Here is a 14815-nt window from a genome sequence, read left to right on the forward strand (position 1 = left end):
AGGCCTGTTCAGAGCCCGAGGTGGCCTTTGAGGCCCGGCACCGAGCCAAGCACCTGATTGGTGAGATCCGGGCCCGCGGCGGCTTCCGCTTGCTGGACCAGCGTGGCGCCGGCCTTCTGAATCTGCGCCATGTCGAGGCCGGAGGCCTTGAGCGCGGCGATGCCGTTGATCAGCGCGCCGGTCTTCTCGCCGAGCACGCCGCCAAGCGCCCCCTGCAGCGACGACAGCAGGCCGCCGCCCGAGCCGCTGGAAGCACCTGCGGCCATGACATCATATTTCCGGGCCAGCGCATCCGCGCCGGGGATCCTGGCAAAGAAGCTCGAGGCGCTGGTGCCGTCCGCCTCGTGCTCGAGCACCGAGAAGATGGTGCCGACGACCTTTTCCGTCACCGCCTGGTCGAGGCCGGCCTTGGCGGAGACGGTGTTCACGATGTCCTGAACGTCCATGGTCTTCCCCTCGGTGTTGGCGCTTAGTTGCCGGATTTCGCGCGGCCGGGCCGGCGTTGCTCGCTTCTGACTTTGACCGCCTCCCGGCTGAGGGCCGCGGATCGCAGCGCCAGGAGGGCCGCGCTGGCCAGCATGAGCGCGCTTGCGACGATCGGAGCGGACAAGGTCATGAGCGTTGTTCCTTCTCTTCAGGCATCGCCGTGGCAGGCGAAGCCGATCTCAGCTTCCCCTTATATTGTGGCAACGCCATCAAGATTTGCCGAAATGACCAAAATGTGATGGGGCCCTGGACGGGCCGCCCCGCCTCAGGGCTTTGGTGCCGAGACCAGCAGGTAGGCCTTGGAGACAGCGCCGAAATAACCGGCGATCAATCGGCAGACGAGGGCGGTGCCGAGGCTGGACTTCAGGCTCATGGCGCCCTTGCGCCGTTCCGAGGCCGGCCATGCGATGAGGCTGCGGCGGAAGCCGCCGAGGCAGTCGTCAGTCCTGTCTTCCACCTCGACGTCCTCAAAGCCGACGGCTTCGAAATGGACCAAGCGCCTTCCAACCCTATCTTGCCCGGTGGGGGGACAGTCGAGGAATGAGCCATGACCACAGCCGCCGCCGAGCCCGTCATCACCCAGGCGATGATCGATGCCTATGATGAATACACGCATCTGACGCTCGACCGGCGCCGTTTCATGGAACAGCTGACGAGGCTTGCCGGATCTGGCGCGGCAGCCGCCGCCATCGTGCCGTTGCTGGCGGCGAATCCCGCCCGGGCGGCGATCGTCGCCGAGGACGATCCGCGCGTGAAGGGTGAGGACATCACCTATCCCGGCAGCGGAGGCGAGATGAAGGGCTATCTGGTCGAACCGGCCGACCGGTCCGGCAAGCTCGGCGCCGTCATCGTCATCCACGAGAACAGGGGGCTCAACCCGCACATTAGGGATGTTGCGCGGCGGGTGGCGCTGGAAGGGTTCGTCGCGCTGGCGCCGGACTTCATGTCGCCGCTCGGCGGCACGCCTGAGAATGAGGACAAGGTGCGCGAACTGTTCGCGACGCTCGATCCCGCGCAGGTCGCCGCCAACGCCGTGGCGACGGTCACGTTCCTCAAGGGCTACAAGGACGGCAACGGCAAGGTCGGCGCCGTCGGTTTCTGCTGGGGCGGCGGCGCAGTCAACACGCTTGCCGTCAATTCGCCGGATCTGAGCGCAGGGGTCGCCTATTACGGCATGCAGCCGAAGCCCGACGACGTGCCGAAGATCAAGGCCGCGCTGCTGCTCCACTATGCCGGCCTGGATGCGCGCACCAATGCCGGCATCGATGCCTTCAAGAAGGCGCTCGACGCGGCGCATGTCGAGTACGCGGTCTATGTCTATGAGGGCGGCAACCATGCCTTCAACAACGACACCTCGGCGGCTCGCTACGACAAGAAGGCGGCCGACCTCGCCTGGGGCCGGACGGTCGCTTTCCTGAAGGAGAAGCTTGCCTAGCCTTATGGCACTCGTTCCGGGGCCGGCTTGTGCAAGGCGACGCCGGCCACCACCAGCGCGATGCCCAGGCAATCGCCGAGGCTCGGAACCTGCCTCAGCACGATGATACCGATCAGTGTCGCGCTCAGCGGCAGCAGCGACAGCATCAGCGCGAAGCTGGCGCGCGGCAGCCGCGCCATGGCGAGCTGGTCGCAGATATAGGGGATGACCGAGGAGCAGATGCCGACGCCGATGGCGGCGACAAGCAGCGACGGCGCCGAGAAGGCCGGCATCGCCTGGGTGAAGCCGACGGGCAGCACGACGAGGAAGGCGATCGTCATTGCCGCGCCCAAGCCGGCAATGCCGGCGCCCGCGCCGGACGCCGCGACGCGGTGGCCGAGGACGATGTAGCCGACGAACAGCGCGCCGTTGAGGAAGGCCCAGAACAGGCCGACCGGGTCGCTCGACCATTTGACATCGATCAACAGCAAGGTGCCGGTGACGGCAATGGCCAGCGCCGCGAGATTGCGCGGACTGCGCAGGCCAACGAGCGCGACGGCGATGGTGCCGACGAACTCGATCGCCGCGACCAGCGAGATCGGCAGGCGGTCGAGCGCGAGATAGAAGGAACAGTTCATCACCGCCAGACAGGCGCCGAAGGCGACGAGCAACAGCCGCGTGGTCGGCGCGGGCGAAGGCTCTCCATGGCCGGGTCAGCGGCGCGAAGACGAGGGCGGCGGTGGCGATGCGCAGCCAGGCCATGCCGAGCACGCCGACCTTAGCGAATAGCAGCACCGCGAAGGCCGGCCCAAGATAGTGGAACACGGCGCTGACGCCGAACCACAGATGTGGCGGCAGCTCCGTCGCCAAGGTGGAAAAGGCAGGGCCGGCAAGGCCCTGGCTGGCGCTGTTTGGCTTGTAGAGGGCGGGGCTTGCCGCCGAGGCTTGCGCTTGATCTCTCATGCGATCATTATCGCAGGCGGATCGCGCGATTTATATGGCTGTCCGTTGGCTCTTCCAGCCAAGTTACTCATGAAAGCAAGGCAGACTACTTTGAAACGCCTTCGAAACGAAAACGCGGACCTCGATGCCGCCGACCTGAAGCTCCTGCGCCTGCTGGAAAAGGACGCGCGCACCAGCACGGCCGAGCTGGCGCGCGCCGTCGGCCTGTCGGCGCCGAGCGTGGCGGAGCGGATCAGAAAGCTGCAGGCGAACGGCGTGATCGAGGCCTACACGGTCAGGATCAATCCGGTCGCGCTCGGCATGAAACTGTCGGCATGGCTGCGCATCAGGCCGGTGCCGGGTCAGCTTGCCGTCGTCGCCGACATCATTCGCGAGCTGCCGGAAATCGCGCAGTGCGACCGGGTGACCGGCGAGGACTGCTTCATCGCGCTGGCGCATGTCGGCTCGGTGGCAGAGCTCGAACGGGTGATCGACAGGATCATCCCTTACGCGATGACCAACACGGCGATCATCCAGTCGTCGCCGGTGGCGCCGCGCTCGCCGCTGGAGCGGTTCGGCGCCTCTCAGAATCGCTGACCCGCTCCAACTATTTGTTTTGACGCAATTCCGGACGGAAAACCGCTACGCACTTTTCCTGGAATTGCTCCAGAGGCCGCAACCAGGGATCGGCAGTAGGTCAGAAATGCCCGCGCTTCAGCCGCGCCTGCTTGAGGATGGCGCGCCAGCGGATCATGTCGAAGGGGATCGGCTCGTTGTTGTTGGCGATGTGGAAGATCTCGTTGTTGACGTTCTTGAGCGAGCGCCAGAAATCATAGTCGGTGATGCGCGGATCGGCCGCCAGCCGTTCCACCTCGACCTTGATGTCGGTTTTCATGCACGTTCCTCGAACCGCCTCTGCCCGCCGCCCCGCATCGCCAACCCGATACGGTGGTTTTCAAACGCTCCGCTGAGTCGTTCAACGACTCAATCGGCTTGTTCACGTTAAAACCTTGGTAAGGTTAACGTGCGCGCTGGGGCGCTTCAAGCGCTCTTGCGTTTGATGCCGATCGAGCGGCCGGCGCGCTCCGGCATCGGCAGCGCGGCGTGGGCAGCGCGCATCTCCTCGACCCTGGCAAGAACGTCGGCGGGGAAGGGCGCCACTTTCGGCCCGGACATGTCGACATGCAGCGAAAGCGTCTCGGAGGTGGCGGCCAGCCAGCCGTCGACATGGCGGATCTCCTGATAGGCTCTCAGGCGCTTTTCGTCATGGTCGATGAGCTGGAAGGAGACCTGGACCTTGTGCTCCAGATGCAGCTCCTGCACGTAGCAGACATGGACTTCCGCCGTGTAGATGGTGAGGCGGCGCTCCTTGGCGTAGTTCGGCCCCATGCCCATCATCTCGAAGGCGCCGTCCGAGCACCGGTCGAACAGCACGTTGTAATAGGCCATGTTGAGATGGCCGTTATAGTCGATCCAGTCCTTCTCGATATCCATGGCGCGGGAAATGAAGGGGGCGGGCATCGACATCTTGTTTTCCTTTCCTGATCGCTGGACAGGGCGTGGGTCGTGAGACTACGCATCCATAACCGCACAGCAAGGGCGGCGGCTGGTCCATTCGCGGAGTGAATCATGGCTTTGAGCGACCTCAATCCCGTCGAGCGCAACGAGGAAGGCATTGCCGCGGTTCTCGGCATCCTCAAGCAGACGCTCGGCGAGCGCTTCCAGACCGGCCAGGCCGTCCGCTCCCAACATGCGCACACCACCACTTACATCCCGACGCAGGCGCCGGACGGCGTCGCCTTCGTGGAGAGTACGGCCGAGGTGCAGGAGATCGTGCGCGCCTGTGCCGCGCACCGGGTACCGGTGATAGCGTTCGGCGTCGGCTCCTCCCTCGAAGGCCACACCAACGCGCCGGGCGGCGGCATCTCGATTGACACCTCGCGCATGAACCGGATTCTCGCGGTCAATCCCGAGGATCTCGACTGCACCGTCGAGCCAGGCGTGACGCGCGAGGACCTCAACCGGCACCTGCGCGACACCGGCCTGTTCTTCCCGATCGACCCCGGCGCCAATGCCTCGCTCGGCGGCATGGCGGCGACGCGGGCCTCCGGCACCAATGCCGTGCGCTATGGCACGATGCGCGAGAACGTTTTGTCGCTGACGGCGGTCATGGCCGATGGCGAGGCGGTGACCACCGGCAAGCGGGCGAAGAAGAGCTCTGCCGGCTACGACCTGACGCGGCTGCTGATCGGCTCGGAGGGCACGCTCGGCGTCATCACCGCGCTGACCTTGAGGCTGCATGGCATCCCGCAGGCGATTTCCGGTGGCGTCTGCCCGTTTCCGAGCCTCGAGGCGGCCTGCAAGACGGTGATCGCCACGATCCAGATGGGCATTCCGGTGGCGCGCATCGAACTGGTCAATGCGCTGCAGATGCGGGCGATGAAGAACTATTCCAAGCTCGACTACCCGGAAGGCCCGTGCCTGTTCGTCGAATTCCACGGCAGCGATGCCGGTGTCGCCGAGCAGGCCGAGACCTTCGGCATGATCGCCGAGGAGAATGGCGGCGGACCGTTCCTGTGGACCAGTGTTGCCGAGGAGCGGACGAAACTGTGGAAGGCCAGGCACGACGCCTATTGGTCGTCGCTGACCTTGCGGCCCGGCGCCAAGGGGCTGTCGACCGATGTCTGCGTGCCGATCTCGCGGCTTGCCGAATGCGTCACCGAGACCGAGGCCGACATTGCCGAGATGGGGCTGATCGCGCCGATCGTCGGCCATGCCGGCGACGGCAACTTCCACGTGCTGGTGTTGATGGATGTCGACAACCCGCAGGAAATCGCGCTGGCGGAAAAATTCGTCGCGCGGCTCAACATGCGCGCCATCGCCATGGAAGGAACCTGCACCGGCGAGCACGGCATCGGCCAGGGCAAGATCGGCTTCCTGCGCCACGAGCTTGGCCATGGCGTCAACATCATGCGCACGATCAAACAGGCGCTCGATCCGCTGAACATCATGAACCCTGGCAAGATCTTGCCCCGTGTTGGTCACTAGTCATGTCGGCGGCCGAGGCCCTGCTGGCGATCGAGGTGCCGCCGTCATCGGCCGGCGCGCCATTGCCGCATGTCTTCGCGGATCAAGAGCGATTGCTGATTGCCTATCTCGCCAACGTTCCGGATCCTTCGTTCGATGGTACGAACCCGCGCTCGGTTTCGCCCGCAACCGGCGATCAATCCGTCGCAATCCTGACGGTGGAACCATACCTGGCGCTTCAATTCGGTCCGCCGAACGATGAAGCCATCAGCGGGCATCGGCTCTACGGTCTCGGCCTGCAACCATATTCTGCGTTCGAAGTCTTCAACTCGTCCTGGATCGCCTCCCTGGAAAAGGCCAATCGGGTTCATCCATCCCACATGCCTGAGCTGTTTTCGGACTATCGGCATTTCATCCTGACGTTCCACGACTCGACCATCGAGTTCGTTGCGCAGAAATTCCTGATCAGCCTTTGCAAGGGTGCGGTTTTGTCCGCCCTGATGGAAGCGGCGCGACATTGACGCGGCGGACTGTCCCCACAGCCTGCGCCGTTGTCCCTGCTTGCCGAGGACGCAGCCGAATTGCCTCTTTATCGACACGCTGATGCGGGTACAGTGCAGCTGACTTTCAACGATCGCTGGTGCTGATGCTCGCACGCCTGTTCGTGATCTTCGGTGGCCTGTTCGTGCTGGTGCTGTGCGCGGCGCTGGTGGTGCCGTATTTTATCGACTGGGCGGGCTACCGCGCCGATTTCGAGCGCGAGGCGAGCGCCATCCTCGGCCGCAAGGTCACCGTCGAGGGCGATGCGACGGCCAGGCTGCTGCCGTTTCCTTCGGTGACCTTCTCCAATGTTTCGGTTGCCGGCGGCCCCGAAGGCCAGCCGGCAATGACCGTCGAGACCTTCTCGATGGATGCGGAGCTGGCCCCCTTCCTGCGCGGCGAGGTGCTGATCTTCGACATGCGGCTGGTGCGTCCGAAGGCGACGATCGACATCGCCGCCGACGGCACGGTCGACTGGGCGATGCGGCCGACCGCGCCCTTCGACCTCAACCAGATCGCGATCGAGAAGCTGACGGTGACGGAAGGCGAGGTCGCTTTGCGCCATGCCGCCGGCGGGCGCAGCCACCTGATTTCCGAGATCAATTCGACCGTCTCGGCAAAGTCGCTCGCCGGGCCATGGCGGATGGATGGAACGCTCAAGCTCGACGGCCTGGGCACCAATGTCACTGCCTCGACCGGCAGGGCCGAAGGCAATGGCCAGATGCGGCTGCGGCTGAAGGCCGATCCGGACGCCTATCCGCTGGTCATCGAGACCGACGGCAATGCCGGCCTCGTCAAGGGCGCCGTCGCCTATTCGGGCCAGTTCAAGATCTCAAGCGTCGACAAGAATGGCAACGACAAGAATTCGGCCGAGCTGCGCGGCACCGATGGCGAGACGGTGAAGGTCTCGGCCGGCAAGCCGGACCCGGGCTTCCGCCTCAACGGCAAGTTCTCGCTCGATCACCAGAAGCTCGCCTTCGACGAGTTCCGCTTCGAAACCGGACCGCTCGACAATCCCTACACCGCCGACGGCAAAGCCTCGGTCGAGCTCGGGCTGAAGCCGCACTTCTCGATCGAGGCCAACGGCGCGCAGGTGCAGTTCGACGAAGCCGTCGGCGCCGCTGCCGTCGACGGCGTAACGCTCGACAAGCGCGTCAATGCGCTGGAGCAGGCGCTTCTGCATATGCCGAAGCCGACCATCCCCGGCACGGTCGAAGTGAGACTGCCGGCCGTGGTCGCCGGCGACACGACGGTGCGGGACGTGCATCTCTCGGCCGAACCGGCCGAAGGCGGCTGGTCGGTGAAGTCGATTGCCGCGACCTTGCCCGGCCGCGCCACGCTCGAAGCCAACGGCATGCTCAGCGTCGAGGATCATTTCGGCTTCACCGGCTCGCTGCTGCTTGCCGTGGCGCAGCCTTCGGGTTTTGCCGCCTGGCTGTCCAAGGACGTCGACGAGGCGATCCGCCGATTGCCGGCCGCCGGGTTCAAGGCCAGGGTCGATCTCAGCGAGAACCGCCAGGCCTTCAGCGATCTCGAACTGATCCTCGGCAAGGCCAGGTTTTCCGGCCGCATCGATTCCAGCCAGCCGGACGATGCCAGGCCCTCGGTGCTGATGCGGCTGGAGGGCGGCGAGCTCGACGTCGACGGGCTGGCGGCATTCGCCTCGATCTTCGTCAGCGACAAGGGCGCCAACCGGTTTTCCGATCGCGACCTCGACTTCCAGATCAAGGCCGGGCCGGTGAGCGCCGGCGGGCTGACGGCCGACACCGTCGACACGGCGCTGCGGCTGCGCAAGGGATTGCTCGAGATCGACCGGCTGTCGCTCAGCGGGCTGGCCGGCGCCTCGATCAGCGCCACCGGGCGGATCAAGGATTTCCCGGAGAGCCCGACCGGCAAGCTCGACGCCTCGGTGGTCGCCGTCGACCTCAAGCCGCTGGTCGACGTGGCGGCGCAGCACTATCCCGACAATGAGCTGCTGAAAGGACTGGCGGCCCGCGCGGTCGCCTATCCAGAACTGCTCCAGGATGCTCGCATCGATGTGGTGACGAGTGCGGCCGACAATGGCGACGGCACGACGGGACTGGCGGTGAGCGCGCAAGGCAAGGCCGGCGGCTCGGCCTTTTCGGCATCGCTTTCCGGCAAGGGCAAGGCCGACAGCCTTGCCCAGGCGCCGGTGATGCTGACCTTCAACGCCAGGAATGCCGACGCCACCGCGCTGTTGGCGCTCTACGGCCTGCCGGCATTGCCGCTTGGCATGCTCGGCCAGGCGACCACCGATGTCTCCGCCAAGGGCACGCTCGACGGTGGCCTGGCGACGAGCTTCAACCTGACCGCCGACGACTTCAGGGCGAGCTTCGAGGGAACGGTCGCCGATACGCAGCAAGGCGCGTCGGCCAAGGGCAAGGTCAGCCTCGAAGCCTCCGACATCGAGCCCTGGCTGATGACGACCGGCGTTGGCCTGCCGGGCATGGGAACCGGCACCTCGGCCTCGCTCGCCGCCGACGCCGATTTCGGCAACGGCCTCCTGGTGCTGAGCGGGCTCAGCGGCGCCGTCAACGAGGCGTCGGTTTCCGGCGACGTCAATGTCGACGTCAAAGACGGGCTGCCGCATCTGGCCGGAGCACTGGCGCTCGACGAGCTCGACCTCGATCCGATGGCGGTCGCGCTGTTCGGCGACCAGTCCTTCCAGGCCGGCAAGGGCAACTGGCCGACGGCACCGTTCAGCCAGAAGTCCAGCCTGCCTTTCACCGCCGACCTGGACCTCACCACCGCGGCTCTTGCTGCCGGTCCCTTCGCCACCGCCTATGACGCGGCGCTGTCGCTGAAGCTCGACCAGGAGGGCATCCGGGTTTCCGATCTCAAGGCCAAGCTTTTTGGCGGCGCTTTGACCGGCCTGTTCGAGCTGAAGAACAATGACGGCACCGGGCTCTTCTCCGGCCAGATGAAGCTTGCCGGCGCCGATCTTCCAGCCCTGCTGCCAAATGCCGGCCTGAGCGGCAGCGGTGACGTCTCGACGGCGCTGTCGACCAGTGGCAAGTCGCTCGATGCGATGGTTGCGGCCTTGTCGGGTTCCGGCACGGCGGCGCTGAAGGGACTTACCGTGGCCGGCATGAACCCCGATGCCTTCGCCGCCTTCATCGACAAGGCCGATGCCATCGGGCGCGATATCGATGCGGGCAAGACCGCCGGCTTCGCGCTCGAGATCGCCGGCAACGGCAGTTTTGCCGCCAAGGACACCGATATTGCCTTCACCATTGCCGGCGGCATTCTCAGGGCGCCGCCGATCAGCCTCGACAATCCGTCAGCGTCGCTGTCTGCCGACGTCACGGCAGACCTCAACACCAGCACCGTCACAGCCAGGGGCGCGATCACCTACAGGCCGGGCGACGAGGCGCTGGTCGGCTCCGAGCCGGCGGTGAATTTCAGCGTCGATGGGCCGCTCGGCGCCGCCGAACGCCAGTTCGACAGCGAGCCGCTGGCGCAGTTCCTGACGCAGCGCGCGCTGGAGAAGGAACAGCAACGGGTCGAGGCCATGCAGGCGGCGCTGTTGGAGAAGCAGCGGCTGCGGCGCGAGGTGCGCTACTACGCAGCACTCCAAACCGAACGCGAGCGGGCAGCCGAGGAATTGCGCCGGCAGGAGGAAGAGGCGCGGCTGAAAGCCGAAGCCGAAGCGAAGGCCCTGGCTGAAGCGGAGGCGCAGGCCAAGGCCGAAGCTGAAGCAGAAGCAAAGGCACAGGCCGAGGCGGACGCGAAAGCCCAGGCCGAAGCCGAGGCAAAGGCACAAGCCGAAGCTGATGAGAAGGCCAAAGCCGAGGCTGAGGAAAAGGCGCAGGCCGAGGCGGACGCGAAGGCCAAAGCAGATGCCGAAGCCAGGGCACAACAGCAGGCGGCCGACGATGCGGCCAAAGCGCAAGCCGCGGAAGAGCGGCGAAAGGCCGAAGAGGCTTTGCGCATCGCCTCGGAAGAAAAGGCCAAGCGGGACGCCCAACGCAAGGCCGCCCAGCAGGCCCCCAAGCTCGACGGGTCGCTTCCCGGCGTCAATGACGGTTCGGCTCCACCACCGGCTAAGCCCAAGTCCAACCCGTTCACGATCGACAATCTGCTGAAGTCGCTGGACGGAGGGTGACGGCGGACCGAGGCCGGCCAGCCAGGCCATCCTCGGACCTTGTCAGTTGCGATCACCGATCCTGCCGACTGAGCAGCCGCATTAGCATCGGCTCGATGCGTCCGAGCTCGTCGAGATGCGCCGCCGACAGTTCGGCGAGGCAGTCATCGGCGCGCTCGGTGAGCCGCAAAAGCACACGGCGGTGGTCGTCCTTGTCCTGGTCCCTGGTGACAAGCCCGGCCTCGCACAGGCGGTCGACCAGTTCAACGGCGCTGTGATGGCGGATGCGCAAGCGTTCGGCCAGGTCGCCGACCGTCACCGGTCCCGCGCCCGGAAACCCCTTGATCGCCAGCAGCGCCTGGTGCTGGCGCGGGGTGAGACCCGCCTCATTGGCCTGGATCTGGCTGAATTCGAGGAACCGCCGGATCAGGTAGCGGAATTCGGACAGCCGCTGATAGTCGGCCTGGCTGATGGCGGGGCGTGCGTTTTGCGAAGGCATCGTGGCCGACCTTTGTTCGTTTCCGGCAAAAGCTCAAACTGTTTTTCGTCGCAAATCGGTCTTGTGCATTTATATCGTGTTACGATAGATAGCGGCCCGACAACCAGAAAGCTGGGCTCCCAAATGAAATCCGCTCATGCCGGAAACGGCCATCTCCGCGACTTCACCACCGACGCGCGGGTGCTTCTCATCGCGGCAATCGCCGTCGTGGTCGCCACGGCGGGGCTGTTTGCCGGCATTGCGCTGCTGAAGCTCATCCGGCTCGCCACCAACATCGCCTATTTCGGCCAGTTCTCGCTCGCCGAACTCAGGCTCGAGGATACGCCGCTTGGGCTTGCCGCTGTGATCGTGCCGGTGATCGGCGCGCTGATCATCGGCTTGATGGCACGCTTCGGCAGCGAGAAGATCCGCGGTCACGGCATTCCCGAGGCCATCGAGGCGATCCTGCTCGGGCGCTCGCGGCTCGACGCCAAGGTGGCGATCCTGAAGCCGTTGTCGTCGGCGATCTCGATCGGCTCGGGCGGGCCGTTCGGCGCCGAAGGTCCGATCATCATGACCGGCGGCGCCATCGGCTCGCTGATCGCGCAGATGCTGCCGGTCAGCGACAATGAGCGCAAGACGCTGCTGGTGGCGGGGGCGGCGGCCGGCATGACCACCGTGTTCGGAACGCCGATCGCCGCCATCATGCTGGCGGTCGAGCTGCTTCTGTTCGAATGGACGCCGCGCAGTTTCATCCCCGTCGCGGTGGCCGCCATCGTCGCCGAAGTCGAGCGCACTTTGCTGCATCTGCCGGAGCCGATCTTCCCGTTCGAGGGCAGTATGGCGGCGTCATTCCAGGGGCTTGGCGGCTGGGTGCTGATCGGCATCTCAGCCGGGCTCCTGTCGGGATTGCTGACGCAGATGGTCTATGCCTGCGAGGATGCATTCCAGAAACTGCCCATCCACTGGATGTGGTGGCCGATGCTCGGCGGCCTGGTGGTCGGTATTGGCGGGCTGATCGAGCCGCAGGCGCTCGGCGTCGGCTATGACAACATCGCCAACATGCTGGACGGAAAAACGCTGGCGGCCGCCGCGTTCACGCTGCTGGTGGTGAAGGCGATCATCTGGTCGGTGGCGCTGGGCTCGGGAACGTCCGGCGGCGTGCTAGCGCCCCTGCTGATCATGGGCGGGGCGATGGGGGCTGCTCTTGCCGGCATCCTGCCCGAGGCGACCCCCGGCTTCTGGCCGCTGCTGGCGATGGCCGCGACCATGGGCGGCACCATGCGCGCGCCGCTGACCGCCACCTTCTTCGCGGTCGAGCTGACCGGCAACACCCATATGCTGGTGCCGCTGATCGCGGCCTGCGCCACGGCGCACGCGGTCACCGTGCTGTTGATGAAGCGCTCGATCCTGACCGAAAAGGTGGCGCGGCGAGGGCACCATCTGGTGCGCGAATACCGTGTCGATCCGTTCGCGCTGACCACGGTGCGCGAGGTGATGACGACAGAAGTCGAACGCGTGCCGGCAACGATGACCTTGCATGGCGCCGCCGCCTTCCTGACCGCGCCAGAGACGCGGCACCCGAGCTTTCCCGTCGTGACCGGGGAAGGGCACGTGCTTGGCGTCATCGATCCGCCGGCAATCCTGCGCTGGCGGCGCGCCGGCAAGCACCGCAAGACGACGCTTGGCGAGTTGCTGGCCGGCAGCAAGGTGACGCTTGCCTATCCCGACGAATATCTGGAGGGCCTGTCCGACAAGCTGCTGACGGCAAACATCTCGCATCTTCCCGTCGTTACGCGCGAGGATGCGCGCCTGGTCGGCTATGTCGGCTGGAAGGATCTGATGCGGGTCCGGTCGAAAAAGCAGGCGGAGGAACGTGACCGTTCGGCCTTGCTCTCCTTTGGCGCCCGGCGCCGGAAACAGGGCAGCGCGACGGGCCCTGTCTAAGCCACTCCAGCACCGCGCTTGGCCCAATCCAGCACATAAAGCCTGAGCGCGGAGGAGAGGTTGGCGTCGCGCGGACGGGTTTCGTCGATCTCGGCGACGAGAGCGGCAAGCGTCAGCTTTCGCGCCGCCGCGATCGTGACGAGGTCGTCGTAGAAGGGCTTTTCGAGTGAATAGCTCGTGCGATGGCCGCGGATCGTCACGGAACGCTTTTCGACCGGGCTCACGTGAGGCGCTCAGCTCTCGTTTGGATCACCAGGCTTTTCGCGGCGATGGCCGGCGATGAAGTGCTCGGCCTTGTCGGCGGCCAGGCGATCGCGGTCCCGATCGGCCTTGGAGCGGCCATGCAGGGCACGGTTCTCGCCAGCCTGCCGCTCCTTCTCGGTCCGCGCCTTTTGCTTGCGGACCTGGCGGAGATTGACGACGTCGCCCATGCCGCACCGTCCGGCGTGTTATTTCTTGCGGAAGGCGTCGAGAGACACCACGTCGGCGCTCTTGCCGGCGTCCGCGGCGGCGGGCTTCTTGTCGGCCTCGGCGGCGGCCTTCTTCTTCGTCTCCGGTTTCTTCTCGGTGACGACGGCCAGCGGCTCGGGCGCGGGCTGCGCCGGTTCGTCGTCGGCTGCGCCGTCCGTCTTGACGTCGAATTCGAGCTCGAAATTGACCGAGGGATCGTAGAAGCCGCGAACGGCGGAGAAGGGGATCTCGAGCTTTTCCGGCACGTCGGAGAAGGAGAGCCCGACCTCGAAGCCGGTGTCGGACACTTTCAGGTCCCAGTACTGGAACTGGATGACGATGGTCATCTGCTCCGGATAGCGCTCGCGCAGCCGCGACGACACGCGCACTCCCGGCGCGCCGGTCAGGAACGTGATGAAGAAATGATGGTTGCCCGGAAGGCCAGTGCGCGCGACTTCGGCCAGGACCTTGCGCATGACGCCGCGCAACGCCTCCTGGGCCAGAATGTCGTAGCGGATGTGGTCGTCGGCCATGTGACGGTCGGGTTCCGTTGAATCGTCCGCATAGCTGTAATCAAGCTTGAGCGCGGCGTAAACCGCATATAGATCGCGGTCTCCCGGAAGCGAGGCTCTTTGCCGACGATTTGATGGCTCAGGCGCCGACGAGCGCGCTCTTTCTGGGCGCGTGGGAGGCGGCCTTGTGGCGGCCGAAGGCGCGCAGGAAGGTGCGCACGCCATTGCCGGCGGATTGCAGCACCTCTTCCTCCGTCGGTGTGCCGCCGAGCATGAAGCTTATCTGCAATTCGGCGTTGACGAGGGCAAGGAATTGGCGCGCCGCCACGTCCGGGTCGTCGATCGACAGGTGTCCGGCATAGGCGAGGCGGGCAAAGCGGGCGGCAAGCGCCGACCAGGTTCGCCCCGGCCCCTGTTCGCGCCATTCGGCGAAAAGCTCGGGATAACGTTCGCCCTCGGCCTGGATCAGCTTGCGCAGGAACCTGCCGTCACGGTTGCAGATGCAGTTGCGGTTCATGCGCACGGCAAAGCCGACAAGATCGGCTTCGAGGTCGCCGGGCTGGTCGGGGAAGGTGGCGATGGTGGCGAAGATGCCGGCGTTGCAGCGCTCGGTGAGGTCGCGCACGACGGCGATGAAGAGCTTTTCCTTGTCGCCATGGTGGTTGTAGACGGTCTGGCGCGATACGCCGGCCTCGGCGGCGATCAGGTCGATATTGGCGCCGGCAAATCCTTCGCGGCAGAAAACCGAAGCAGCGGCCTCGACAACCGAAATGCGCTTTGCCTCATGGCTGCGTGGCGGGAAAGTGTCAGGAGAGGCGCCGGGCTTCATAAAAATCTATATAGCGGTGATTGACGATTTGGACAAGAGTGTCTAATTTTGTGGACATAGAACAAAGGCATTTCGCTTCGGATGG

At 65.5% G+C, this 14815-nt stretch carries 16 protein-coding genes and 1 pseudogene; 6 read left to right on the plus strand and 11 right to left on the minus strand.

From position 1 onward, the window contains the following. Window positions 1-8: 8 nt before the first annotated feature. The 3 genes from EN786_RS09485 to EN786_RS09490 all read right to left on the minus strand — a co-directional run bounded on the left by EN786_RS09485 (window position 9) and on the right by EN786_RS09490 (window position 982). A complete protein-coding gene (locus EN786_RS09485) occupies window positions 9-446 on the minus strand; it encodes a hypothetical protein (protein WP_135908262.1) in 438 nt (145 codons plus the stop codon). Between the two features lie 23 nt (window positions 447-469). Then, window positions 470-616, minus strand: a complete 147-nt coding sequence (locus EN786_RS37650; protein ID WP_189340627.1) for a hypothetical protein — start codon at window positions 614-616, stop codon at window positions 470-472. 135 nt (window positions 617-751) lie between these two features. After that, on the minus strand, window positions 752-982 hold the full coding sequence (locus tag EN786_RS09490) for a hypothetical protein (protein ID WP_187331273.1): 231 nt from the start codon (window positions 980-982) through the stop codon (window positions 752-754). Between the two features lie 51 nt (window positions 983-1033). Here EN786_RS09490 and EN786_RS09495 point away from each other — a divergent pair, with 51 nt between their 5' ends. Then, window positions 1034-1921, plus strand: a complete 888-nt coding sequence (locus EN786_RS09495; RefSeq protein WP_127311318.1) for a dienelactone hydrolase family protein — start codon at window positions 1034-1036, stop codon at window positions 1919-1921. A gap of 2 nt (window positions 1922-1923) precedes the next feature. Here the strand turns inward: EN786_RS09495 and EN786_RS09500 are convergent. Continuing rightward, a pseudogene (locus EN786_RS09500) lies at window positions 1924-2863 on the minus strand (DMT family transporter). Window positions 2864-2953: 90 nt separating this feature from the next. Here EN786_RS09500 and EN786_RS09505 point away from each other — a divergent pair. After that, on the plus strand, window positions 2954-3439 hold the full coding sequence (locus EN786_RS09505) for an Lrp/AsnC family transcriptional regulator (RefSeq protein WP_127286083.1): 486 nt from the start codon (window positions 2954-2956) through the stop codon (window positions 3437-3439). A 100-nt stretch (window positions 3440-3539) separates the two neighbouring features. Here the strand turns inward: EN786_RS09505 and EN786_RS09510 are convergent, their stop codons facing one another. Then, window positions 3540-3737, minus strand: a complete 198-nt coding sequence (locus EN786_RS09510) for a hypothetical protein (RefSeq protein ID WP_126053941.1) — start codon at window positions 3735-3737, stop codon at window positions 3540-3542. A gap of 146 nt (window positions 3738-3883) precedes the next feature. Beyond that, entirely contained in the window at window positions 3884-4369 is a 486-nt protein-coding gene (locus EN786_RS09515; protein WP_127286082.1) for a thioesterase family protein, read from the minus strand. Between the two features lie 102 nt (window positions 4370-4471). Between EN786_RS09515 and EN786_RS09520 the strand changes: the two genes are divergently transcribed. From EN786_RS09520 to EN786_RS09530, 3 genes are all read left to right on the plus strand, one after another. Next, on the plus strand, window positions 4472-5890 hold the full coding sequence (locus EN786_RS09520) for an FAD-linked oxidase C-terminal domain-containing protein (RefSeq protein WP_127311319.1): 1419 nt from the start codon (window positions 4472-4474) through the stop codon (window positions 5888-5890). Window positions 5891-5892: 2 nt separating this feature from the next. Then, window positions 5893-6390, plus strand: coding sequence for a hypothetical protein (locus EN786_RS09525; protein WP_127286080.1), 498 nt, complete (start codon window positions 5893-5895; stop codon window positions 6388-6390). 125 nt (window positions 6391-6515) lie between these two features. After that, complete coding sequence (locus EN786_RS09530; protein WP_135908306.1) at window positions 6516-10535, plus strand: AsmA-like C-terminal region-containing protein; 4020 nt, start codon at window positions 6516-6518, stop codon at window positions 10533-10535. A 52-nt stretch (window positions 10536-10587) separates the two neighbouring features. Here EN786_RS09530 and EN786_RS09535 read toward each other — a convergent pair whose 3' ends face one another. Continuing rightward, a complete protein-coding gene (locus EN786_RS09535) occupies window positions 10588-11013 on the minus strand; it encodes a helix-turn-helix domain-containing protein (RefSeq protein WP_127311784.1) in 426 nt (141 codons plus the stop codon). 123 nt (window positions 11014-11136) lie between these two features. On the opposite strand from EN786_RS09535, the gene EN786_RS09540 reads away from it, so the two are divergent. Next, window positions 11137-12939 carry a chloride channel protein gene (locus tag EN786_RS09540; protein WP_135908264.1) on the plus strand — a complete coding sequence of 601 codons (1803 nt, stop codon included), beginning with the start codon at window positions 11137-11139 and terminating at the stop codon, window positions 12937-12939. Here the strand turns inward: EN786_RS09540 and EN786_RS09545 are convergent. The 4 genes from EN786_RS09545 to EN786_RS09560 form a co-directional block, all read right to left on the minus strand. Then, window positions 12936-13163, minus strand: a complete 228-nt coding sequence (locus EN786_RS09545; protein WP_127283640.1) for a ribbon-helix-helix domain-containing protein — start codon at window positions 13161-13163, stop codon at window positions 12936-12938. The genes EN786_RS09540 and EN786_RS09545 overlap by 4 nt on opposite strands. 9 nt (window positions 13164-13172) lie before the next feature. After that, entirely contained in the window at window positions 13173-13370 is a 198-nt protein-coding gene (locus tag EN786_RS09550; protein WP_127312106.1) for a DUF4169 family protein, read from the minus strand. 18 nt (window positions 13371-13388) lie between these two features. Further along, window positions 13389-13922 carry an SspB family protein gene (locus tag EN786_RS09555; RefSeq protein ID WP_127283642.1) on the minus strand — a complete coding sequence of 178 codons (534 nt, stop codon included), beginning with the start codon at window positions 13920-13922 and terminating at the stop codon, window positions 13389-13391. Between the two features lie 118 nt (window positions 13923-14040). Next, window positions 14041-14730, minus strand: a complete 690-nt coding sequence (locus EN786_RS09560) for a TetR/AcrR family transcriptional regulator (RefSeq protein WP_127392573.1) — start codon at window positions 14728-14730, stop codon at window positions 14041-14043. Window positions 14731-14815: the final 85 nt, after the last annotated feature.

This window comes from Mesorhizobium sp. M4B.F.Ca.ET.143.01.1.1 (assembly GCF_004792275.1).
In the GTDB taxonomy this organism is placed as follows: Bacteria; Pseudomonadota; Alphaproteobacteria; order Rhizobiales; family Rhizobiaceae; genus Mesorhizobium; species Mesorhizobium abyssinicae.